The following is a 22,413-nucleotide window of genomic DNA, read 5'->3' on the forward strand; positions in this document are numbered from 1 at the left end:
CTGGAAGAACTCGAATAGATCGGGGGAAATACGATGGGGAAAGTATATATTGTAGGAGCGGGTCCCGGTGACCCTGATCTGCTGACAATTAAAGCGCTGAAAGCCATTGAAAAAGCTGATGTCATCTTATATGACAGATTAGTAAATAAAGAGATTTTACAATATGCCAAAGAGCAAGCAGACCTGATCTACTGCGGGAAGCTTCCGGATTTTCATACGATGAAGCAGGAAACCATCAATCGATTTCTTGTAAAGTATGCGCAAAAAGGGAAAACCGTTGTCAGGCTGAAAGGCGGAGACCCTTTTGTGTTCGGCAGGGGGGGAGAAGAAGCGGAATGTCTCTCTGAAAATGGAATTCCGTTTGAAATCATCCCCGGCATTACGTCTGGAATCGCGGCAGCCGCTTATGCCGGAATTCCTGTTACTCATCGGGAGGCGGGCTCTAATGTCGCTTTTGTAACGGGTCACTATAAAAAAGAAGAAGATTTTGAGGAAAAGTGGAAAGCGCTGGCTACAGGAATTGATACACTTGTCATCTATATGGGTATCAAAAACGTGCAGCAGATTGAAAGAAAACTCCTTGAAAACGGCCGGGACGGTTCTACGCCGGCAGCCTTTATTCATTGGGGAACAACGGACAAGCAAAAATCTGTTTTTTGTACAGTTGACACTCTTTCAGAAACGGTGATAAAAGAAAACATTACAAATCCGAGTTTAATTGTCATTGGAAATGTTGTAAATTATCACTATAAGCTGGAATGGTTTGAATCTGAACTGAAAAAACAAAGTTTAAGCGAGGCGTTGTAAAAATGAAACAAGCAATTTTATATGTCGGCCACGGCAGCCGGGTCAAAAAAGCGCAGCAAGAAGCCACAGCCTTTTTGGAAGGATGCAAGGCCCACATCTCTGTGCCAGTACAAGAAATCAGCTTTTTAGAGCTTCAGGAGCCGACAATTGAGACAGGATTTGAAGCATGTGTGAAGCAAGGCGCCACTCATATCGCAGTGGTGCCTCTGCTTCTTTTAACAGCTGCGCATGCAAAACATGATATTCCGGAAGAAATTGCCCGTGCTGCATCCCGATATCCGTCAGTCCGCATTTCATACGGAAAGCCGATCGGGATTGACGAAGAAGTAGTCAAGGCTGTATATCACCGAATGAAAGACATAGGTGTTCCATATGAAAATGCCAGAGTGGTACTCATCGGAAGGGGAAGTTCAGATCCAGATGTCAAAAGAGACGTAACCGGAATTGCTAATCTTCTTCAGGAAATGGTTCCAGTGAAGGAAGTCATTCCGTGCTTTTTGACAGCATGCGGCCCGAATTACAAAGAGGTTTTTTCAGAACTTGAAAAAGATGACGGCATAACAACCTTTATCGTTCCATATTTGCTCTTTACGGGTATGCTGATGAATGAAATCGAACGAGAGGTTCAGAAATTAAAAGCCCATAATCCGAACGTCTACCTCTCTTCCTATATCGGTTTTCATCCTCATGTGAAAAACGCATTTTTGAACCGTGTGAGAGAAACTGCGGCAAATTCTGAGGGACAATTTGATTTTGATGGAGGTTCATATGCTTCCGCTGCACATTAGCCTGGAAAAGAAGAAGGTTGTCATTGCGGGGGGCGGCAGCATCGCTCTCAGAAGGCTGAAAACGGTGATTTCTGAGGGAGCTGATATAACGCTCGTCAGTCCAGATGTTGAACCGGAAATCAAGCAAATGGCAGAAGAGCGACGTATCAAATGGGAAAAACGGACAATTGCAAAAGAAGATTATCTCAATGCTTTCTTAATTATTGCTGCGACGGATAATGCGGCAGTGAACAAAGAAATTGCCCAATCCGCTTCGCCTTTTCAGCTTGTCAATTGTGTCAGTGACGCTGAGCTTGGCAATGTATATATGCCGAAAATCGTAAAAAGAGGGCATGTCACTGTGTCTGTTTCTACAAGCGGAGCCAGTCCAAAGCACACGAAAGAGCTTGCTGAAAACGTGGATAAGCTGATTGACGGCGATTTTGTTGCTGAAGTGAACAGGCTTTATCAGGTGAGGAGAAAGAAATAAGCCAGAGCATTTGTATGCTCTGGCTTTTCTTTATGCGGCTCAGCTTTTTTTCAGCTTGATGACCGTATCAGCATCAGGCGTGACAAAGACGGTATGCTGGCTGTCATAGGTGACGAAGCCGGGCTTCGCGCCGTTTGGTTTTTTGACATGCCTGATTTTTGTATAATCTACAGGCACAGAACTTGAATCTTTAGCTTTTGAAAAATAAGCTGCAATTGTCGCGGCTTCCATGATTGTTTGCTCATCCGGTTCGCTGCTTCTGATCACAACGTGGGAGCCGGGAATGTCCTTCGTGTGAAGCCAGATATCGTCTCTGGCCGCCGCTCTGGTCGTTAAATATTCATTTTGACGATTGTTCTTACCCACTAAAATTGTCAGGCCTGAGGTGGATTCATATGTTTCTAACACCGGATTGTGCGGTTTTTGCTTTTTCTGGCCTTTTTGCTGCTTAGGGCGCAAATATTTGCCCTCAACAAGCTCTTCCCTGATTTCGCTGATATCCCGGGGAGAAGCGGACGAAAGCTGCTGAATCAGCTGATCAAAATATTCGATCTCTTCCTGTGCCAGCCTGATTTGCTCCTCGACAACTGCGACCGAATTTTTCGCTTTCTGATACTTCGTGAAATAGGCCTGTGCGTTTTCAGAAGGCGTTTTGTTTGGGTTTAAAGGAATCGTGATTGTCGGGCTTTCTTCATCATAATAATTGATGACCTCAGCCTGTTTATCACCTTTTTTCAGCATATATAAATTAGCGGTTAAAAGCTCTCCGTAAAGCTGAAACTCCTTCGCGTTTTCCGAATACTCCAGGGTTTTCTCTAATTTTTTGATTTTGTTGGCATTCTTCTTCCGTTCGTTCACAACAAAACGCTCAAGATCCTGAGCCTGTTGCTTGACCCGGTCTCGTTCAGCTTTTCCGAAGTAAAAACGGTCGAGCAGTTCGCTTAATGAATCAAAACGGCGCGCTTCGCCCTTTAGATGAGTCAGCTCCAGTAAATAAAAATATTCCTTTCCGTTTACAGCCGTAATGTTGGGAATGAAACGGTGCTCTTTCACTTCGGCAAACAGTGCCAGCAACGCTTTTGGCAGTGTGACTTTGTTGGCAAGGCCTGCTCTGTGAACCGCTTCTTTGGCGAAAAGCGGAGACACCCCTGAAAAGTGGTCGACAATTTGTTTATCAAGCCTTCCTTCTTGAAAGCTGAGGTGACGCAAAATATCATCTTCTGCCGCCTCAAGAGGCGATATTTTGTCCTGAGCAGGCGGAAGCTTATAATCTTGTCCGGGCAGTACTGTACGGTAGCTGTTCATTGACGGTGATAAATGCTTAAGTCCGTCGATAATCACATTTTCTGCTGCGTCAGTCAAAATGATATTGCTGTGGCGGCCCATAATTTCTACATAAAGCTTTCGTACGGTTTCATCGCCAATTTCGTTTCGGCTTTTGATATGAAAAATCATAATGCGGTCTAAGCCCGCTTGTTCAATTTTCTCAATGAATCCGCCTTCGATATGCTTTCTCAGCAACATGCAAAACATTGGCGGTTCGCTTGGATTTTCATAAGCTTGTGTCGTGATATGCACCCGTGAATAGCTCGGATGTGCCGATAATAATAGTTTTTGGTTTTTTCCCTTGGCACGGATGTGGAAAATCACATCGTGCTTATATGGCTGATGGACTTTTGTAATTCGTCCGCCCATTATTTTCTCGTTAAGTTCGTGTGTCATTCCGTATGTAAACATGCCATCAAACGACATATGCAATACACCCTCTCATATTTCCTGCATTCGATAATTATAGCATGAAATGGGACGAGTCAGAATAAGCATGCTTATAGAGTGATATCTCTATAAGAGAGCAGGGGAGTGGACGAGCGGAATGAAGTTTCATGAAATGGGACAAACAGATTTACTAGAGGCAACCAATACGTCCATGAAACAAGGATTAACAGAAAAAGAGGTAAAAAAACGCCTTGACAAGCATGGGCCAAACGAGCTGCAAGAAGGGAAAAAAACTTCAGCGCTTCTCTTGTTTTTCGCGCAGTTCAAAGATTTTATGGTGCTTGTGCTTCTGGCGGCAACGTTAATCTCAGGATTTCTTGGTGAATATGTAGATGCGGTTGCGATTATTGCGATTGTGTTTGTGAATGGCATACTCGGTTTCTTTCAAGAAAGGCGTGCTGAGCAATCTCTTCAGGCTTTAAAAGAGCTTTCAACACCGCATGTCATGGCACTCAGGGAAGGGAGCTGGACAAAGATTCCTTCTAAGGAACTTGTGCCGGGGGATATTGTGAAATTTACGAGCGGGGACAGAATTGGCGCAGACGTTCGAATTGTTGAAGCGAGAAGCCTTGAAATAGAAGAATCAGCGCTGACCGGGGAATCAATCCCGGTTGTGAAGCATGCTGATAAATTGAAAAAACCGGATGTTTCGCTCGGCGATATTACCAATATGGCATTTATGGGTACGATTGTGACCCGCGGCAGCGGTGTCGGGGTTGTCGTCGGGACAGGAATGAATACGGCTATGGGGAAAATTGCCGACATGCTTGAATCGGCAGGGACATTGTCAACCCCGCTGCAAAGAAGACTGGAGCAGCTCGGGAAGATTTTGATTGTTGTTGCATTGCTTCTGACCGTACTTGTCGTTGCTGTCGGTGTTATTCAGGGTCATGATCTGTACAGTATGTTTTTAGCAGGTGTCTCATTAGCGGTAGCCGCTATTCCGGAGGGACTGCCGGCGATTGTGACAGTGGCGCTTTCGCTTGGTGTACAGCGGATGATTAAACAAAAATCCATTGTTAGAAAGCTTCCTGCTGTTGAAACGCTTGGGTGTGCGTCTATCATTTGTTCAGATAAAACAGGGACAATGACCCAAAACAAAATGACGGTGACACATGTCTGGTCCGGAGGGAAAACATGGAGAGTGGCAGGGGCCGGCTATGAACCGAAAGGAAGCTTCACACTGAACGAAAAAGAGATCAGTGTCAATGAACATAAGCCGCTTCAGCAGATGCTTCTGTTCGGAGCGCTTTGTAACAACTCCAATATTGAGAAAAGAGACGGCGAATATGTGCTTGACGGAGATCCGACAGAGGGAGCGCTGCTCACCGCGGCAAGAAAAGGCGGTTTTTCAAAGGAGTTTGTTGAATCAAACTACCGGGTGGTCGAAGAATTTCCGTTTGATTCTGCACGGAAAATGATGACTGTCATCGTAGAGGATCAAGACAGAAAGCGCTATATCATTACAAAAGGTGCACCGGATGTACTGATGCAGCGATCTTCCCGTATTTATTATGACGGCTCAGCGGCTCTTTTTTCAAATGAAAGAAAAGCAGAAACAGAGGCGGTATTAAGACATTTGGCATCACAGGCGCTCAGAACGATAGCGGTCGCCTACAGGCCGATAAAAGCAGGCGAAACACCGTCAATGGAGCAGGCGGAAAAAGATCTGACCATGCTTGGCCTTTCAGGTATCATTGATCCCCCGCGGCCGGAAGTCAGGCAGGCGATAAAAGAATGCCGTGAAGCAGGAATTAAGACCGTTATGATTACAGGTGATCATGTAGAAACCGCTAAAGCGATAGCGAAAGACTTGCGCCTCCTTCCGAAAAGCGGCAAAATCATGGACGGCAAGATGCTGAATGAACTTTCTCAAGAAGAGCTTTCTCATGTGGTGGAGGATGTGTATGTATTTGCCCGCGTTTCCCCTGAACATAAACTAAAAATCGTAAAAGCCTATCAGGAGAACGGGCATATTGTGGCGATGACGGGAGACGGCGTCAATGATGCTCCTGCCATTAAACAAGCTGATATCGGCGTCTCTATGGGCATTACCGGGACAGATGTGGCCAAAGAAGCATCATCTCTTGTTCTCGTGGATGATAATTTTGCGACGATTAAATCGGCGATAAAAGAAGGCAGGAACATCTACGAAAATATCAGGAAGTTTATCAGATACCTGTTGGCGTCTAACGTCGGAGAAATCCTTGTCATGCTGTTTGCGATGCTGCTCGCCCTTCCTTTACCGCTCGTTCCGATTCAGATTTTGTGGGTCAACTTGGTGACGGACGGATTGCCGGCGATGGCGCTCGGCATGGATCAGCCTGAAGGAGATGTCATGAAGCGCAAGCCCCGTCATCCGAAAGAAGGGGTATTTGCCCGCAAGCTAGGATGGAAGGTCGTTTCCAGAGGATTTTTAATCGGAGTTGCCACTATTTTAGCGTTTATCATTGTATACCACCGCAATCCGGAAAACTTGGCTTATGCCCAGACGATCGCGTTTGCCACATTGGTGCTCGCTCAGCTTATTCACGTGTTTGACTGCCGCAGCGAAACTTCTGTTTTCTCTAGAAATCCGTTTCAAAACCTGTATTTAATCGGCGCGGTATTGTCATCCATTTTGCTGATGCTTGTAGTAATCTACTATCCGCCGCTTCAGCCGATTTTCCATACTGTAGCCATCACGCCGGGGGACTGGATGCTCGTCATCGGTATGTCCGCCATCCCTACTTTTTTGCTGGCGGGGTCACTTTTAACAAGAAAAAAATAAATTCATATGATATAATCTTAGGGGTAATAGCGTGTCTATTGCCCTTTTATTATGAGAACAGGGAAGAATTGGGTGTTTTAAAATGATACGAAGTATGACAGGCTTCGGCAGTGCAAGCAAAACACAAGACGATCTCTCTGTAAGCGTTGAACTTAAATCTGTGAACTACAGATTTAAAGAAGTGAACGCTCGTTTGCCAAGGCCTTTGCTATATTTTGAAGATAAGCTGAAACAGACCATTCTGCAGCATATTCAGCGCGGAAGAATTGAGCTTTTCGTATCCGTTGACAGCGATATGCTTGTTGAGAAAAGGCTTGAAATTGATTGGCCGCTGCTCGATGAGTTTGTCGCAGCCGCGAGAGATATGAAGAAGCGGTATCAATTGTCTGCAGATCCCGATGTAATGGATTTCTTTAAGCTTGATCATGTCGTCCAGGTTCATGAAGAACAGACGCAAAATGACAAGCTAGAGGCGTTGATCATCGATGCTGCAGAAGAAGCGGTAAAAGGTCTCTGTGAAATGCGTGAAAAAGAGGGTCTGCTCTTAGCGAAAGACTGCCTGATGCATATTGACCAGCTTGAAGAGCTGGTGAGAGAAACTGAATTGCTGGCTGCAGATGTCGTATCTCGTTACCGGGAACGGCTGTACGCCAGAATCAAAGAATGGACTGAAGACGTATTAGACGAGAGCCGGCTTGTAACAGAATGTGCTATTTTTGCAGACCGCTCTGATATCACTGAAGAGATTACAAGGCTGAAGAGCCACTTCGCCCAGTTTCGTGATATATTAGCTAGTGGCGGAGCTGTCGGGCGCAAACTCGACTTTCTTGTTCAGGAGCTCAATCGGGAAGCAAATACGATCGGCTCAAAAGCAAATGATCATCAGATCACAAAGCTTGTCGTTGAAATGAAAAGTTCTATTGAAAAAATAAAAGAACAAGTGCAAAATATAGAATAGTGACTGTGCGTATTGTTTACAGACGGTCTTACTAGGCTAAACTAGAGACGTCTATTTTACAGGGGGAACGTAGAAGATGACGATTAAACTGATTAATATCGGATTTGGCAATATCATCTCCGCCAATCGGATGATTTCGATTGTCAGCCCGGAGTCTGCGCCAATCAAACGGATGATTCAGGATGCAAGAGACCGCGGAATGCTAATTGACGCTACATACGGACGAAGAACCCGTGCAGTTGTCGTCATGGATAGTGATCACATTATCTTATCTGCCGTCCAGCCTGAGACAGTTGCACACAGACTTTCTGTTAAAGAAGAAATTATGGATGAAGGGCAGGGGTAATTGCCGCATGAAAGAAAGAGGGTTATTAATCGTTCTCTCAGGTCCCTCAGGAGTTGGTAAAGGAACGGTTCGACAAGCGATCTTTTCGCAGGAAGACACAAAATTTGAATATTCGATTTCAGTAACCACAAGAAGTCCAAGAGAGGGCGAAGTGAACGGAGTCGATTATTTTTTCAAAACAAGAGACGAATTCGAACAAATGATTGCGGACAACAAGCTGCTTGAATGGGCAGAGTATGTCGGCAATTATTACGGCACGCCAGTCGATTATGTTGAACAGACGCTTCAAGATGGAAAAGACGTCTTTTTAGAAATTGAAGTTCAAGGGGCTCTTCAAGTGAGAAATGCTTTCCCGGAAGGCCTGTTTATTTTCCTTGCGCCTCCAAGCCTTTCTGAACTGAAAAACAGAATCGTGACACGAGGCACAGAAACAGACGCTCTGATTGAAAATCGAATGAAAGCCGCAAAAGCTGAGATCGAAATGATGGATGCTTATGACTATGTCGTTGAAAACGATAATGTCGAAACGGCTTGCGATAAAATCAAAGCAATCGTTCTTGCTGAACATTTGAAGCGTGAACGCGTTGCACCAAGATATAAGAAAATGCTGGAGGTTGAATAATCAATGTTAGATCCGTCAATTGATTCTTTAATGAATAAATTAGATTCAAAATATACGCTGGTGACTGTTTCTGCGAGACGCGCACGTGAAATGCAAATCAAAAAAGACCAAATGATTGAACATACGATTTCACACAAATATGTAGGCAAAGCTTTAGAAGAAATTGATGCAGGCCTGCTTTCGTTTGAAAAGGAAGACCGCGAATAGTAGCACAAGTAGCAACCTATATCATGTAGGTTGTTATTTTTTTCCGTGCGGTTTTGTAAAGTGCAGAGGGGGAGAATTCATTGCTTAACAATCGAAATGTGTTACTTTGCGTGAGCGGAGGCATCGCTGTTTATAAAGCCTGTGCGTTAACGAGTAAGCTGGTTCAGGCAGGAGCAAATGTCAAAGTGATTATGACTGAATCCGCTTGCCGATTCGTTTCACCGCTGACATTTCAGGCATTGAGCCGCCACGAAGTCTATACAGATACATTTAAAGAACAAAATCCAAGCGTTATTTCTCATATTGATACCGCAGACTGGGCCGACTTGATTATCGTAGCGCCGGCTACGGCTAATGTGATTGGAAAACTGGCAAACGGCATCGCTGATGATATGCTGACGACAACATTGTTGGCAGCAACGGCTCCCGTTTGGATCGCGCCGGCGATGAACGTTCATATGTATGACCACCCGGCAGTCAAACGAAACATTTCTGTTCTTTATCAGGACGGTTATCGTTTTATTGAGCCAAGTGAGGGCTATTTAGCATGCGGTTACGTAGGAAAAGGCAGATTGGAAGAGCCGGAAAACATCGTAAAGCTGGCCGAAAAACATTTTGCTGAAGAAACATCCGCTCCTTTAGAAGGCAAGCATGTGGTCATTACAGCCGGCCCAACGCGGGAAGCGGTTGATCCTGTCCGGTTTTTTACCAATAAATCGACGGGCAAAATGGGCTACGCACTAGCGGAGGCTGCTGTTCAGCTCGGCGCACGGGTAACCTTAATTTCTGGGCCTGTTTCACTTGATCAGCCTAAAGGCCTTGCTGAGTTTATCCCTGTTCAATCGGCTGCGGATATGCGCGAAGCTGTGCTCTCTGTGTATGACGCAAGCGATATAGTCATTAAAACAGCTGCGGTAGCCGATTTTACGCCGAAAACAGTATTTGACCATAAAATGAAAAAACAAGACGGCGGCATGACCTTAGAACTGAAAAGAACAGTCGATATTTTGAAAGAATTGGGCGAGAAAAAGAAAGAGCAGATTTTGGTCGGATTTGCCGCCGAAACACAAGACATTGAACACTATGCACGTAAAAAGCTCGCCGCTAAAAACCTTGATTTGATTGTGGCAAATGATGTGAAAGCAAATGGGGCCGGTTTTGGTGCTGATACGAATATCGTGACAATCTTTTTCAAAGACGGGCATAAACGCGAACTCCCGATTATGTCTAAGCTCGATGTTTCTTTTGAAATCCTTCAGGAGATCGCAGCCCTCTCAAAACAAACCGGAGAGCGCTCATGAATTTTGCAGAAGTCATCGTTGATGTCAGCACCAAAAATATAGACAGGCCTTTTGATTATAAAATCCCAGACCATCTCAAGGGCATGATCAAAACGGGGATGCGGGTCATTGTTCCGTTTGGCCCCCGTAAGATTCAAGGGTTTGTGACAGCAGTCAAAGAAGCATCTGACCTATCGGGAAAATCTGTCAAGGAAGTAGAGGATTTATTAGATCTTACACCTGTTCTGACAGAGGAGCTTATGGATCTGTCATCATGGCTGTCAGACAAAACGCTGTCTTTTAAAATAACGGCGCTTCAAGCAATGCTGCCTGCCGCCTTAAAGGCGAAATATGAAAAAGAATTAAAAATTGCACACGGCGCCGATCTTCCGCCGCAAGTGGAACGGCTGTTTTCTGAAACAAAGACACTGCTGTATTCAGATATACCCGATCATGATACGCTGAAACTGATTCAAAGGCATGTTCAAAAAGGGGTCATTGACGTGACGTATAAAGTCGCGCAAAAAACCAATAAAAAAATGGTCAGGCATATTCAGGCAAATGCGAGTAAAGAAGAGCTTGCTAAGCAGGCTGAGGGATTGTCCCGACAAGCAGCAAAACAGCAGGCGATTCTTCACTTTCTCATCTCTGAGCCGGAAGGTGTGAAAATTCCTGCAGCGGAATTGTGCAAAAGAACGGACACGAGCTCTGCAACCATCAAAACCCTTATCCAAAAAGGGCTTTTGAAGGAAAGCTATGAAGAGGTTTACAGAGATCCCTATCAGGACAAAATGTTCAAAAAAACAGAGCCCCTGCCGCTGACAGACGAACAGAGGGCTGCCTTTGAGCCCATACGCGAGACATTGGACAGCAATGAGCATAAAGTGTTCCTCCTTCACGGCGTGACAGGAAGCGGAAAAACGGAAATTTATCTGCAATCAATTGAAAAAGTACTGGCGAAAGGAAAAGAAGCCATCGTCCTCGTACCGGAAATATCGCTGACGCCGCAAATGGTCAACCGCTTCAAGGGCCGCTTCGGCTCTCAGGTGGCAGTCATGCACAGCGGTTTATCCACAGGAGAAAAATATGACGAGTGGCGTAAAATCCACCGGAAGGAAGTACGGCTTGTCGTCGGTGCCAGATCCGCCATTTTTGCTCCGTTTGAAAATCTCGGAATGATAATCATCGATGAAGAGCACGAGTCTTCCTATAAACAGGAAGAAATGCCGCGCTATCATGCGAAAGAGGTGGCAATCAAGCGGGCTGAGCATCACAGCTGCCCGGTTGTATTAGGGAGTGCTACGCCGACATTAGAGTCGTATGCAAGAGCGCAAAAGGGCGTATACGAGCTTCTTTCACTGAAGCACCGTGTTAACCATCGGGTGATGCCTGAGGTTTCGCTTGTCGATATGAGAGAGGAGCTTAGAAACGGCAATCGCTCGATGTTTTCAGTTGAATTGATGGAAAAGCTTGAAGAAACGATTGCCAAGGGTGAGCAGGCGGTGCTGTTTTTAAATAAGAGGGGCTATTCTTCCTTTGTGATGTGCAGGGATTGCGGCTATGTCCCGCAATGCCCGCACTGCGACATTTCCATGACGTATCATCGTTACGGCCAAAGGCTGAAATGCCATTATTGCGGACATGAAGAGCCTGTTCCGCACACTTGTCCTGAATGCGCAAGCGAGCATATCCGCTTTTTCGGAACGGGAACACAGCGAGTGGAGGAAGAGCTGACAAAAGTGCTGCCAAGTGCGAGAGTGATTCGGATGGATGTTGACACGACATCACGAAAAGGCGCCCATGAAAAATTACTGTCAGCTTTCGGAGAAGGAAAAGCGGATATTCTTCTCGGAACGCAAATGATCGCGAAAGGGCTTGATTTTCCGAATGTCACGCTTGTCGGAGTGTTAAGTGCTGATACAACACTTCATATTCCTGATTTCAGAGCGGCTGAAAAAACATTTCAGCTGTTAACGCAAGTCAGCGGCCGGGCAGGCAGGCATGAAAAGCCCGGCCATGTCATCATTCAAACGTATACACCGTCTCATTACAGTATCCAGCTGACGAAAACACACGATTATGAAACGTTCTATCAGCATGAAATGGCGCACAGGAGAGAGCAATCCTATCCGCCATACTACTATTTGGCTCTTGTGACTGTGTCTCATGAGGAAGTGGCGAAAACAGCGGTTACATGTGAAAAGATCGCTCATTTTTTGAAAGCAAACTGCGGAGCTGACACGAAAATTCTCGGACCAAGCGCGTCGCCGATAGCCAGGATCAAAGATAGATATCGCTATCAATGCGTGATAAAATACAAACAGGAAACCCAGTTATCCGCTTTATTGAAGAAGATACTGGAACATTATAAACGCGAAATTGAACAAAAACATGTAATGATTTCAATTGATATGAATCCTTATATGATGATGTAAGATCTCACGTCTTGGAGGGTAACAAATTGGCAGTAAAAAAGGTCGTCACACATCCTGCGGAGGTTTTGGAAACACCTGCGGAAACCGTGACTGTTTTTGATAAAAAGCTAAAAAAACTGCTTGATGATATGTACGACACCATGCTTGAAATGGATGGTGTCGGACTGGCAGCGCCGCAAATCGGCATTTTAAAAAGAGCGGCCGTTGTAGACATCGGGGATGACAGAGGGAGAATTGATCTCGTTAATCCTGAAATTTTAGAAAAAAGCGGCGAGCAAACCGGAATTGAAGGATGCTTGAGCTTTCCTGGCGTCTATGGTGATGTCACACGTGCCGATTATGTCAAAGTGCGTGCGTTTAACCGTCAGGGAAAACCATTCATTCTGGAAGCGCGAGGCTTTTTAGCAAGAGCCGTGCAGCATGAAATGGACCACTTAGACGGTGTGCTGTTTACATCTAAAATAAGTAAATACTATACAGAAGATGAACTAGCGGATATGGAAGGATGATTTGATGACGAGAATCGTATTTATGGGAACGCCAGATTTTTCAGTTCCTGTTTTAAGAACCCTGATTGAGGACGGATATGAAGTAGTGGGGGTCGTCACACAGCCGGACCGTCCGAAGGGCAGAAAAAAAGTCATGACACCTCCTCCAGTAAAGGAAGAGGCATTGCGTCACGGCATCCCGGTTCTTCAGCCGGAAAAAGTCAGATTGACAGAAGAAATTGAGAAAGTGCTGGCATTAAAGCCTGACCTGATTGTAACGGCGGCATTCGGACAAATTTTGCCTAAAGAGCTTCTCGACAGTCCAAAATACGGCTGCATTAACGTTCACGCCTCCCTTTTGCCGGAACTGCGCGGCGGGGCACCGATCCATTATTCCATTCTGCAGGGAAAGAAAAAAACCGGGGTTACCATTATGTATATGGTAGAAAAATTGGATGCGGGCGATATGATCTCAAAAGTGGAAGTGGACATTGAAGAAACCGACAATGTCGGAACACTGCACGATAAATTAAGCGCGGCTGGCGCGAAGCTGTTGTCTGAAACGGTTCCAAACGTCATTACCGGCAGCATATCACCTGAAAAGCAGGATGAAGAGAAAGCGACGTACGCGCCTAATATCAAAAGAGAGCAAGAGCTTCTCGACTGGTCCAGAACGGGCGAAGAGCTTTACAACCAGATCCGCGGCTTAAATCCATGGCCTGTTGCTTATACGACGCTAAACGGACAAAACTTGAAAATATGGGCGTCGAAAAAAATACCGGCACCAACAACAGCTGAGCCCGGCACAGTCGTTGCGGTTGAAAAGGAAGGGATTATCGTTGCCACAGGTAACGATACGGCTCTGTTATTAACCGAACTCCAGCCGGCAGGCAAGAAACGAATGAAAGGCGAAGACTTTGTGCGAGGAGCTCATGTTGAAGCCGGTGATGTGTTAGGAGTAAACAATGAAAAAAACTAGTGTTCGTGACATCGCCCTTGAGGCGCTGATCAAATTAGAACAAAACCAGGCATACAGCAACCTGCTGCTGAAATCGGTCATTAAATCAAATGAACTGAGTGATCAGGACAGAGGGCTTTTGACTGAACTTGTCTATGGTACATTACAAAATAAGATCGCGCTTGATTATATGCTTAAACCGTTTATCAATAAGCCTCAAAAGGTAAAGCCGTGGGTGATTCAGCTTCTTCGCCTATCCTTATATCAAATGGAGTATTTAGAGAAGATTCCAGACAGGGCAGCCATCCATGAAGCGGTTGAGATTGCTAAAATCCGCGGACACAAAGGCATTGCTTCTTTTGTCAACGGCGTGCTTCGTTCTATCCAGCGCGAAGGTGTTCCATCCTTTGACGCCATCGAAGATCCTGTACGCAGGCTGGCGACAGAAACAAGCCATCCGGAATGGCTTGTGAAAGAGTGGGCGGATGCGTATGGGTTTGAAGCTGCGGAAAAGATTTGCCGTATCCACCTCATTCCGCCGAAGCAGACGCTGCGTGTCAATCAAATGAAAGCAGACAGAGCTGAGCTGCTTGACCAAATGGCTGCTGAGGGAATCGAAGTTGAAAAAGGCGACCTCGCTGAAGATGCTGTGAAGCTCTTAAAGGGAACAATTGCCGGAACTCATTTCTTCCAAAACGGCGAAGTTTCCATCCAGGATGAGAGCTCTATGCTCGTCGCCCGCGCCCTTGACCCTAAGCCCGATGAAACAGTGCTTGACGCGTGTGCGGCGCCTGGCGGAAAGTCGGCTCATATCGCAGAATTAATGAAGAACAAGGGGAGCGTTACGTCGCTTGATCTTCACAAACATAAAGTGAAGCTGATCAAAGAAGCGGCAAACCGTCTTGGCCTGACAATCATTCATGCGGAGACAATGGATGCGAGAAAAGCGGGGGAAACGTTTGAAAACGAACAGTTTGACCGAATATTGGTCGATGCCCCGTGCTCAGGTTTCGGTGTTATCAGAAGAAAGCCGGACATGAAATACACGAAAAAGCCTGACGACAGCGCCCGTCTAGCTGAAATCCAGCTGTCGATCTTGAGGGAAATCGCACCATTAGTAAAAAAAGGTGGCACTCTTGTCTACAGTACGTGTACAATGGACCGGACAGAAAATGATGAAGTAATACATGCGTTTATACAAGAACATCCTGATTTTGAACCCGATTTGTCTCTTGAAAAGCGGCTGCCTGAAAAGGTGAGACCCTTTGTTCGGGATGGAAGGCTTCAAATCCTTCCTCATTATTTCGGAACAGATGGTTTCTTTATTTGCAGCATGAGAAAGAAGGGATAAGCAATGGCAGAACTTAATAAAACAAAAGTAAGAAAAGAATTGCGGACAGAGCGTCCGTCGATTTATTCTTTTGAATTAGACGAAATTAAACAATGGCTGACAGACAACGGAGAGAAACCGTTCCGTGCGGCTCAGATCTTTGAATGGCTATATGAAAAACGCGTAACTTCTTTTGAAGAAATGACAAACCTCTCAAAGGATCTGCGTGAGAAATTAAACACTAACTTTGTGTTAACAACGCTGAAAACAGCTGTTAAACAAACCTCTCAAGACGGTACGATGAAATTTTTGTTTGAGCTTCATGACGGTTATACCATCGAAACCGTTTTAATGAGACACGAGTATGGCAATTCTGTATGTGTAACGACACAAGTCGGCTGCCGTATTGGCTGCACATTCTGCGCGTCAACGCTTGGAGGCTTAAAACGAAACCTTGAAGCGGGGGAAATTGTCGCTCAAGTAGTCAAAGTGCAAAAAGCTCTTGATGAAACGGATGAACGCGTCAGCTCTGTCGTGATCATGGGAATCGGTGAACCTTTTGATAACTTTAACGAAATGCTCGCTTTCTTGAAAATCATTAACCATGACAAGGGCCTGAATATCGGTGCTCGCCATATTACGGTCTCTACGAGTGGAATCATCCCGAAAATTTACGAATTTGCTGATCAGCAAATGCAGATTAACTTTGCAATTTCTCTGCACGCGCCGAACACAGAAATCAGAAGCCGTTTGATGCCGATTAACAGAGCATATAAACTGCCTGATCTAATGGAAGCCGTTAAATATTATATTAATAAAACAGGACGCCGCATCAGCTTTGAATACGGGCTGTTCGGAGGCGTAAACGACCAGGTGGAACACGCCGAAGAGCTTGCCGACTTGCTGGAAGGAGTCAAATGCCACGTGAACTTGATTCCGGTAAACTACGTGCCTGAACGGGACTATGTGCGCACACCGCGTGATCAGATTTTTGCTTTTGAAAAAACGCTGAAATCCCGCGGAGTAAATGTCACAATCCGAAGAGAGCAAGGACATGACATTGACGCAGCCTGCGGTCAGCTTCGCGCGAAGGAGCGTCAAGACGAGACGAGGTGATGAGGGTTGTTAACAGCCTTAAAAACAGATACAGGAAAAATCCGCCAGCATAATGAAGATGATGCGGGGATATTCAAGGGGAAAGATGAATTTATATTAGCGGTTGTCGCTGATGGCATGGGCGGCCATCTTGCTGGAGATGTTGCGAGCAAGATGGCTGTGAAAGCCATGGGGGAGAAATGGAATGAAGCAGAGACGATTCCAACTGCGCCCTCGGAATGTGAAAAATGGCTCATTGAACAGATTCTTTCGGTAAACAGCAAAATATACGATCACGCTCAAGCCCACGAAGAATGCCAAGGCATGGGGACGACGATTGTATGTGCACTTTTTACGGGGAAAACGGTTTCTGTTGCCCATATCGGAGACAGCAGATGCTATTTACTTCAGGACGATGATTTCGTTCAAGTGACAGAAGACCATTCGCTTGTAAATGAACTGGTTCGCACTGGAGAGATTTCCAGAGAAGACGCTGAACATCATCCGCGAAAAAATGTGTTGACGAAGGCGCTTGGAACAGACCAGTCAGTCAGCATTGACACCCGTTCTTTTGATATAGAACCCGGAGACAAACTGCTTCTATGTTCTGACGGACTGACGAATAAAGTGGAAGGCACTGAATTAAAAGACATCCTGCAAAGCGATTCAGCTCCTCAGGAAAAAGTAAACCTGCTTGTGGACAAAGCCAATCAGAATGGCGGAGAAGACAACATAACAGCAGTTTTGCTTGAGCTTGCTTTACAAGTTGAAGAGGGTGAAGATCAGTGCTAATCGGCAAGCGGATCAGCGGGCGTTACCAAATTCTCCGCGTTATAGGCGGCGGGGGAATGGCCAACGTGTATTTAGCTGAGGATATCATTCTAGACCGTGAAGTCGCAATTAAAATCCTGCGGTTTGACTATGCAAATGACAATGAATTTATCAGACGTTTCCGCAGAGAAGCCCAATCCGCATCAAGCCTCGATCACCCGAATATTGTCAGCATTTACGATTTGGGCGAGGAAGATGATATTTATTATATTGTCATGGAATACGTTGAAGGCATGACGCTTAAAGAATACATAACAGCAAATGGGCCGCTTCACCCTAAAGAAGCGCTGAACATCATGGAGCAAATAGTCTCAGCCATCGCTCATGCCCATCAAAACCAGATTGTTCACAGAGACATCAAGCCGCATAACATTTTGATTGATCATATGGGAAATATCAAAGTAACGGATTTTGGAATTGCGACGGCACTAAGTTCGACCACAATCACCCATACCAATTCAGTTCTGGGCTCGGTCCATTACTTATCACCTGAACAGGCCCGGGGCGGCTTAGCCACAAAAAAATCGGATATTTATGCGCTTGGAATCGTTCTATTTGAGCTTTTAACCGGCCGTATTCCGTTTGATGGAGAGTCAGCAGTCAGCATCGCCTTGAAGCATCTTCAAGCGGAAACTCCTTCGGCAAAAAGGTGGAATCCATCGGTCCCCCAAAGCGTTGAAAACATCATACTCAAGGCAACTGCCAAAGATCCTTTTCATCGCTACGAAACGGCTGAAGACATGGAAGCAGACATAAAAACAGCTTTTGATGCCGACAGACTCAATGAAAAGAGATTTACGATTCAAGAAGATGAAGAAATGACAAAAGCGATACCTATCATTAAAGATGAAGAACTTGCTAAAGCTGCTGGCGAAAAAGAAGCTGAAGTGACAACCGCACAAGAAAACAAAACAAAGAAGAACGGCAAAAGAAAAAAGTGGCCGTGGGTTTTGCTCACGATATGCCTCGTTTTTCTCACAGCTGGAATTCTTGCTGTCACTGTTTTTCCGTCGCTTTTCATGCCTAAGGATGTCAAAATACCTGATGTCTCCGGAATGGAATACGAAAAAGCCGCAGGGCTCTTGGAAAAAGAAGGTTTACAGGTTGATTCCGAGGTGTTGGAAATCTCAGATGAAAAAATTGAAGAGGGCCTGATGGTAAAAACGGATCCTAAATCGGATACCACAGTCAAAGAAGGCGCCACGGTCACCCTTTATAAGAGCACCGGAAAAGCAAAAACGGAGATCGGTGATGTGACAGGCCAAACGGTCGACCAGGCAAAAAAAGCGTTGAAGGACCAAGGGTTTAAACATGTAACGGTAAATGAAGTGAATGACGAGAAAAATGCGGGCACTGTCATTGACCAAAATCCTTCAGCAGGGACTGAGCTTGTCCCGAGTGAAGATCAAGTCAAACTTACAGTCAGTATCGGACCCGAAGACATTACGCTTAGAGACTTGAAAACCTACAGTAAAGAAGCAGCGTCTGGATATCTGGAAGACAACGGATTGAAGCTTGTAGAAAAAGAAGCATACTCAGATGATGTTCCAGAAGGACAGGTTGTCAAACAAAAACCAGCAGCAGGTACGGCAGTAAAGCCGGGAAACGAAGTTGAAGTGACATTCTCTCTCGGACCAGAGAAAAAACCTGCGAAAACAGTGAAAGAAAAGGTCAAGATCCCCTACGAACCAGAAAATGAAGGGGACGAGCTTCAAGTGCAAATCGCGGTGGACGATGCGGATCACAGCATCTCTGACACTTACGAAGAATTTAAGATAAAAGAGCCGACTGAACGAACGATCGAACTAAAGATTGAACCCGGCCAAAAAGGGTACTATCAAGTAATGGTAAACAATAAAGTTGTCAGCTACAAAACCATTGAGTATCCGAAAGATGAATAACAAGGAGGGAAAATATGCCTGAGGGCAAAATTATTAAGGCGCTAAGCGGCTTTTACTATGTACTGGATGAATCAGAGGATTCAGATAAAGTAATACAATGCAGAGGAAGAGGCATTTTCAGAAAAAACAAAATTACCCCTCTTGTCGGTGATTATGTTGTGTATCAAGCTGAAAATGACAAAGAAGGATATTTAATGGAAATTAAAGAAAGAACCAACGAGCTTATCAGGCCGCCAATTTGCAACGTTGATCAAGCGGTCCTTGTTTTCTCAGCGGTTCAGCCTTCTTTCAGCACGGCATTGCTCGACCGCTTCCTGGTTCTCGTTGAGGCCAATGATATTCAGCCGATTATATGCATTACTAAAATGGATCTGATTGAAGATCAAGATACAGAAGATACGATACAAGCCTATGCAGAAGACTATCGGAATATTGGTTATGACGTATACCTTACCTCCTCTAAGGACCAAGACAGTTTAACGGACATCATCCCGCATTTTCAGGATAAAACAACGGTATTTGCCGGTCAGTCCGGTGTTGGGAAATCCTCGCTTCTCAACGCGATCAGTCCGGAGCTCGGACTGAGAACCAACGAGATTTCCGAGCATTTGGGCCGAGGGAAACACACAACCCGCCACGTGGAGCTGATTCACACGTCCGGAGGTTTGGTTGCAGATACGCCGGGATTCAGCTCGCTTGAATTTACAGACATTGAGGAAGAAGAGCTGGGCTACACCTTCCCTGATATCAGAGAAAAAAGTTCTTCATGCAAATTTAGAGGCTGTTTACATCTGAAAGAGCCGAAATGTGCGGTGAAACAAGCTGTTGAAGACGGGGAATTAAAGCAGTATCGCTATGACCATTATGTTGAATTTATGACGGAGATAAAAGACAGAAAGCCGAGGTATTAGCATAATGATAAAGGTTGCACCATCTATTCTTTCCGCTGATTTTGCCGCTTTAGGCAATGAGATTAAAGATGTAGAAAAAGGCGGAGCCGATTGTATTCATATTGATGTTATGGACGGCCATTTTGTCCCGAATATCACAATCGGTCCGCTGATTGTAGAAGCAGTCCGGCCGGTAACGGATCTGCCGCTTGATGTCCATTTAATGATAGAAGAGCCGGATCGTTATATCCCGGCTTTTGCGAAAGCAGGCGCAGATATCCTGTCTGTGCATGCTGAGGCATGTCCGCACCTGCACCGTACCATCCAGCTCATTAAAGAGCAAGGAGTGAAGGCCGGAGTAGTTCTAAACCCGCATACCCCTGTACAAGTCATTGAGCATGTTTTCGACGATCTTGATCTTATTCTTTTAATGACGGTGAACCCGGGCTTCGGCGGGCAGAAATTTATTCATTCAGTCCTTCCTAAAATAAAAGAGGTTAAGCGAATGGCGGATGAAAAAGGAAAAAAAGATCTGTTAATTGAAGTAGACGGCGGCGTCAACAAAGAAACCGCTCCGCTCGTCATTGAAGCGGGCGCAAATTTACTCGTTGCCGGTTCAGCTGTTTATGGCCAGTCTGACCGCAAAAAAGCAATTTCTGAAATCAGAGGAAGTAAATAAGCAGCTTTAGAAAAGAGCTGGGCATACAATAGCCTAAGCTCTTTTTCCTATATGCAGAGAAAGGAATCAGAGATGAAAACAATTAATATCGTTGCGGGAGGCCCGAAAAATCTCATTCCCGATCTAACCGGCTATACGGAGGAACACACGCTTTGGATCGGTGTTGACAAAGGCACCGTCACTCTCTTAGATGCAGGGATCATACCTGTTGAAGCCTTCGGAGATTTTGACAGCATAACCGAGCAAGAACGCCGGCGAATAGAAAAAGCCGCTCCCGCCCTTCATGTGTATCAAGCAGAAAAAGATCAAACAGATTTAGACCTCGCCCTTGATTGGGCGCTGGAAAAGCAGCCGGATATTATTCAGATTTTCGGCATTACAGGCGGCAGAGCTGATCATTTTTTAGGAAACATTCAGCTTCTGTATAGAGGTGTAAAAACGAACATAAAAATTAGGCTGATAGACAAACAAAATCATATTCAAATGTTCCCTCCTGGTGAATATGATATTGAGAAGGATGAAAATAAGCGATATATCTCCTTCATACCGTTTTCCGAAGACATACATGAGCTGACCCTGACCGGTTTTAAATATCCTCTAAATAATTGTCATATTACGCTCGGTTCAACACTATGTATTAGTAACGAACTCATTCATTCACGAGGTACTTTTTCGTTTGCAAAAGGCATATTAATAATGATAAGAAGCACGGATTAAGCATGTGCTTTCATTCAATTGCTGAAAACAATGAACAAGGCGGTTACGGGACGTTATAGGAGGGGACAAAAATGAAATTTTACACCATTAAATTGCCGAAGTTTTTAGGAGGAATTGTCCGGGCGATGCTGGGCTCATTTAGAAAAGATTAATGCCCAGGGGTTCAAAGCCCTCTTTCACCACATAAAAACGCCTGCCACATATCGGGGCAGGCGTTCATTTTGTTATACACGCTCAACTTTACCGGATTTCAAAGCTCGAGCAGATACATATACTTTTTTAGGTTTTCCGTTCACAAGGATACGAACCTTTTGAAGATTCGCGCCCCAAGTGCGCTTAGAAGCGTTCATTGCGTGAGAACGGTTATTCCCAGCTGTTGTTTTTTTACCTGTGATAACGCATTTACGTGCCATTTGTTTCCCTCCTCACTTGCACAAAACATCTACTTTTTAACATTCATATAATCTTAGATGCTTTCGATATGGATACTTTAAATAATTTACCACAGCTAAAAAACGTTTGCAACTATTGTTTCATCATCTTTCAAGAAAATTCACTTGACATCTTGCGGAAACAGCAGCGCTATAGTATATGTAGAGGTACGGCCAGCGATTATTGCCTGGTCTTTTCATAATGGAAACCATATAGTAGAATAGCTGTAACTCTATGCATTCGAAGGAGGAACTAGTGTGTCCATTGAATTAAGAACGAAGTACGGGCAGATTGATATATCTAATGAAGTCATCGCGATGGTTGCAGGAGGCGCGGCGGTTGACTGTTACGGCATTGTCGGCATGGCCTCTAAAAACCAGATTAAAGACGGACTGACTGAAATCCTTCGGAAAGAGAATTTCAGCAGGGGTGTCCAAGTTCGCCAAGAAGGAGAACAGATACATATCGACATGTATATCATTGTCAGCTACGGCACGAAAATTTCTGAAGTGGCACATAATGTCCAAACAAAAGTAAAGTACACAGTAAATCAAACCATCGGACTGGCAGTGGACTCTGTCAATATTTATGTCCAAGGCGTACGAGTGACGAACCCGTAGTTAGGAGGAGTAGG

At 45.0% G+C, this 22,413-nt stretch carries 23 protein-coding genes; 21 read left to right on the top strand and 2 right to left on the bottom strand.

Annotated elements, in window-relative coordinates:
* The first annotated feature begins 33 nt into the window (after positions 1–33).
* From cobA to sirC, 3 genes are read left to right on the top strand one after another with little or no spacing between them, the layout of a single operon-like run.
* Positions 34–807 (top strand): uroporphyrinogen-III C-methyltransferase, encoded by a 774-nt coding sequence (gene cobA / locus NYE53_RS08470; RefSeq protein ID WP_339248163.1) that lies wholly within the window; start codon positions 34–36, stop codon positions 805–807.
* A 2-nt stretch (positions 808–809) separates the two neighbouring features.
* Complete coding sequence (gene sirB, locus NYE53_RS08475; RefSeq protein WP_339248165.1) at positions 810–1,595, top strand: sirohydrochlorin chelatase; 786 nt, start codon at positions 810–812, stop codon at positions 1,593–1,595.
* Entirely contained in the window at positions 1,576–2,064 is a 489-nt protein-coding gene (gene sirC / locus NYE53_RS08480; RefSeq protein WP_339248167.1) for a precorrin-2 dehydrogenase, read from the top strand. The genes sirB and sirC overlap by 20 nt, the downstream gene beginning before the upstream one ends.
* Positions 2,065–2,103: 39 nt before the next feature.
* On the opposite strand, the gene rqcH is transcribed toward sirC, so the two are convergent.
* Positions 2,104–3,816 carry a tRNA modification protein RqcH gene (gene rqcH / locus NYE53_RS08485; RefSeq protein WP_339248171.1) on the bottom strand — a complete coding sequence of 571 codons (1,713 nt, stop codon included), beginning with the start codon at positions 3,814–3,816 and terminating at the stop codon, positions 2,104–2,106.
* 121 nt (positions 3,817–3,937) lie between these two features.
* Between rqcH and NYE53_RS08490 the strand changes: the two genes are divergently transcribed.
* From NYE53_RS08490 to spoVM, 17 genes are all read left to right on the top strand, one after another.
* Positions 3,938–6,610 carry a calcium-translocating P-type ATPase, SERCA-type gene (locus tag NYE53_RS08490; RefSeq protein ID WP_015252116.1) on the top strand — a complete coding sequence of 891 codons (2,673 nt, stop codon included), beginning with the start codon at positions 3,938–3,940 and terminating at the stop codon, positions 6,608–6,610.
* An 82-nt stretch (positions 6,611–6,692) separates the two neighbouring features.
* A complete protein-coding gene (locus NYE53_RS08495; RefSeq protein ID WP_339248173.1) occupies positions 6,693–7,568 on the top strand; it encodes a YicC/YloC family endoribonuclease in 876 nt (291 codons plus the stop codon).
* A 76-nt stretch (positions 7,569–7,644) separates the two neighbouring features.
* Positions 7,645–7,914, top strand: coding sequence for an extracellular matrix/biofilm regulator RemA (gene remA, locus NYE53_RS08500; protein WP_003154355.1), 270 nt, complete (start codon positions 7,645–7,647; stop codon positions 7,912–7,914).
* 7 nt (positions 7,915–7,921) lie between these two features.
* Entirely contained in the window at positions 7,922–8,536 is a 615-nt protein-coding gene (gene gmk, locus NYE53_RS08505; RefSeq protein ID WP_003232083.1) for a guanylate kinase, read from the top strand.
* Positions 8,537–8,539: 3 nt separating this feature from the next.
* Positions 8,540–8,743, top strand: coding sequence for a DNA-directed RNA polymerase subunit omega (gene rpoZ / locus NYE53_RS08510; protein WP_003221520.1), 204 nt, complete (start codon positions 8,540–8,542; stop codon positions 8,741–8,743).
* 80 nt (positions 8,744–8,823) lie between these two features.
* On the top strand, positions 8,824–10,044 hold the full coding sequence (gene coaBC, locus NYE53_RS08515) for a bifunctional phosphopantothenoylcysteine decarboxylase/phosphopantothenate--cysteine ligase CoaBC (protein ID WP_339248175.1): 1,221 nt from the start codon (positions 8,824–8,826) through the stop codon (positions 10,042–10,044).
* Complete coding sequence (gene priA, locus NYE53_RS08520; RefSeq protein ID WP_339248178.1) at positions 10,041–12,458, top strand: primosomal protein N'; 2,418 nt, start codon at positions 10,041–10,043, stop codon at positions 12,456–12,458. Before coaBC ends, priA begins: the two co-directional genes overlap by 4 nt.
* Positions 12,459–12,484: 26 nt before the next feature.
* A complete protein-coding gene (def, locus tag NYE53_RS08525; protein WP_015383630.1) occupies positions 12,485–12,967 on the top strand; it encodes a peptide deformylase in 483 nt (160 codons plus the stop codon).
* A 4-nt stretch (positions 12,968–12,971) separates the two neighbouring features.
* Positions 12,972–13,925: a methionyl-tRNA formyltransferase gene (gene fmt, locus NYE53_RS08530; RefSeq protein WP_339248181.1), complete on the top strand. Its 954-nt coding sequence runs from the start codon at positions 12,972–12,974 to the stop codon at positions 13,923–13,925.
* On the top strand, positions 13,912–15,255 hold the full coding sequence (gene rsmB, locus NYE53_RS08535; RefSeq protein WP_251187098.1) for a 16S rRNA (cytosine(967)-C(5))-methyltransferase RsmB: 1,344 nt from the start codon (positions 13,912–13,914) through the stop codon (positions 15,253–15,255). The genes fmt and rsmB overlap by 14 nt, the downstream gene beginning before the upstream one ends.
* A 3-nt stretch (positions 15,256–15,258) precedes the next feature.
* Positions 15,259–16,350 (top strand): 23S rRNA (adenine(2503)-C(2))-methyltransferase RlmN, encoded by a 1,092-nt coding sequence (gene rlmN / locus NYE53_RS08540; protein ID WP_251187099.1) that lies wholly within the window; start codon positions 15,259–15,261, stop codon positions 16,348–16,350.
* Positions 16,351–16,356: 6 nt separating this feature from the next.
* Entirely contained in the window at positions 16,357–17,121 is a 765-nt protein-coding gene (gene prpC, locus NYE53_RS08545) for a protein-serine/threonine phosphatase PrpC (RefSeq protein ID WP_014479762.1), read from the top strand.
* Complete coding sequence (gene prkC / locus NYE53_RS08550; RefSeq protein ID WP_339248185.1) at positions 17,115–19,061, top strand: serine/threonine protein kinase PrkC; 1,947 nt, start codon at positions 17,115–17,117, stop codon at positions 19,059–19,061. Before prpC ends, prkC begins: the two co-directional genes overlap by 7 nt.
* Positions 19,062–19,075: 14 nt before the next feature.
* Positions 19,076–19,972 (top strand): ribosome small subunit-dependent GTPase A, encoded by an 897-nt coding sequence (gene rsgA, locus NYE53_RS08555; protein ID WP_015715871.1) that lies wholly within the window; start codon positions 19,076–19,078, stop codon positions 19,970–19,972.
* Positions 19,973–19,976: 4 nt separating this feature from the next.
* Complete coding sequence (gene rpe, locus NYE53_RS08560; protein WP_161621568.1) at positions 19,977–20,630, top strand: ribulose-phosphate 3-epimerase; 654 nt, start codon at positions 19,977–19,979, stop codon at positions 20,628–20,630.
* A 72-nt stretch (positions 20,631–20,702) separates the two neighbouring features.
* Positions 20,703–21,347 carry a thiamine diphosphokinase gene (locus NYE53_RS08565; RefSeq protein ID WP_123373566.1) on the top strand — a complete coding sequence of 215 codons (645 nt, stop codon included), beginning with the start codon at positions 20,703–20,705 and terminating at the stop codon, positions 21,345–21,347.
* A gap of 71 nt (positions 21,348–21,418) precedes the next feature.
* Positions 21,419–21,499 (top strand): stage V sporulation protein SpoVM, encoded by an 81-nt coding sequence (gene spoVM, locus NYE53_RS08570; RefSeq protein WP_003221545.1) that lies wholly within the window; start codon positions 21,419–21,421, stop codon positions 21,497–21,499.
* A 72-nt stretch (positions 21,500–21,571) separates the two neighbouring features.
* Here the strand turns inward: spoVM and rpmB are convergent, their stop codons facing one another.
* Positions 21,572–21,760 carry a 50S ribosomal protein L28 gene (gene rpmB / locus NYE53_RS08575; protein WP_003221548.1) on the bottom strand — a complete coding sequence of 63 codons (189 nt, stop codon included), beginning with the start codon at positions 21,758–21,760 and terminating at the stop codon, positions 21,572–21,574.
* Positions 21,761–22,036: 276 nt separating this feature from the next.
* On the opposite strand from rpmB, the gene NYE53_RS08580 reads away from it, so the two are divergent.
* Positions 22,037–22,399 carry an Asp23/Gls24 family envelope stress response protein gene (locus NYE53_RS08580; RefSeq protein ID WP_003232054.1) on the top strand — a complete coding sequence of 121 codons (363 nt, stop codon included), beginning with the start codon at positions 22,037–22,039 and terminating at the stop codon, positions 22,397–22,399.
* Positions 22,400–22,413 lie beyond the last annotated feature (14 nt).

The organism is Bacillus sp. FSL R5-0523 (assembly GCF_037975295.1).
Classification (GTDB): Bacteria; Bacillota; Bacilli; order Bacillales; family Bacillaceae; genus Bacillus; species Bacillus subtilis.

Coding starts and splice junctions, on each gene's coding strand:
- cobA (WP_339248163.1), top strand. CDS start 34: ATGGGGAAAGTATATATTGTAGGAGCGGGTCCCGGTGACCCTGATCTG.
- sirB (WP_339248165.1), top strand. CDS start 810: ATGAAACAAGCAATTTTATATGTCGGCCACGGCAGCCGGGTCAAAAAA.
- sirC (WP_339248167.1), top strand. CDS start 1,576: ATGCTTCCGCTGCACATTAGCCTGGAAAAGAAGAAGGTTGTCATTGCG.
- rqcH (WP_339248171.1), bottom strand. CDS start 3,816: ATGTCGTTTGATGGCATGTTTACATACGGAATGACACACGAACTTAAC.
- NYE53_RS08490 (WP_015252116.1), top strand. CDS start 3,938: ATGAAGTTTCATGAAATGGGACAAACAGATTTACTAGAGGCAACCAAT.
- NYE53_RS08495 (WP_339248173.1), top strand. CDS start 6,693: ATGATACGAAGTATGACAGGCTTCGGCAGTGCAAGCAAAACACAAGAC.
- remA (WP_003154355.1), top strand. CDS start 7,645: ATGACGATTAAACTGATTAATATCGGATTTGGCAATATCATCTCCGCC.
- gmk (WP_003232083.1), top strand. CDS start 7,922: ATGAAAGAAAGAGGGTTATTAATCGTTCTCTCAGGTCCCTCAGGAGTT.
- rpoZ (WP_003221520.1), top strand. CDS start 8,540: ATGTTAGATCCGTCAATTGATTCTTTAATGAATAAATTAGATTCAAAA.
- priA (WP_339248178.1), top strand. CDS start 10,041: ATGAATTTTGCAGAAGTCATCGTTGATGTCAGCACCAAAAATATAGAC.
- fmt (WP_339248181.1), top strand. CDS start 12,972: ATGACGAGAATCGTATTTATGGGAACGCCAGATTTTTCAGTTCCTGTT.
- rsmB (WP_251187098.1), top strand. CDS start 13,912: ATGAAAAAAACTAGTGTTCGTGACATCGCCCTTGAGGCGCTGATCAAA.
- rlmN (WP_251187099.1), top strand. CDS start 15,259: ATGGCAGAACTTAATAAAACAAAAGTAAGAAAAGAATTGCGGACAGAG.
- rsgA (WP_015715871.1), top strand. CDS start 19,076: ATGCCTGAGGGCAAAATTATTAAGGCGCTAAGCGGCTTTTACTATGTA.
- rpe (WP_161621568.1), top strand. CDS start 19,977: ATGATAAAGGTTGCACCATCTATTCTTTCCGCTGATTTTGCCGCTTTA.
- NYE53_RS08565 (WP_123373566.1), top strand. CDS start 20,703: ATGAAAACAATTAATATCGTTGCGGGAGGCCCGAAAAATCTCATTCCC.
- spoVM (WP_003221545.1), top strand. CDS start 21,419: ATGAAATTTTACACCATTAAATTGCCGAAGTTTTTAGGAGGAATTGTC.
- rpmB (WP_003221548.1), bottom strand. CDS start 21,760: ATGGCACGTAAATGCGTTATCACAGGTAAAAAAACAACAGCTGGGAAT.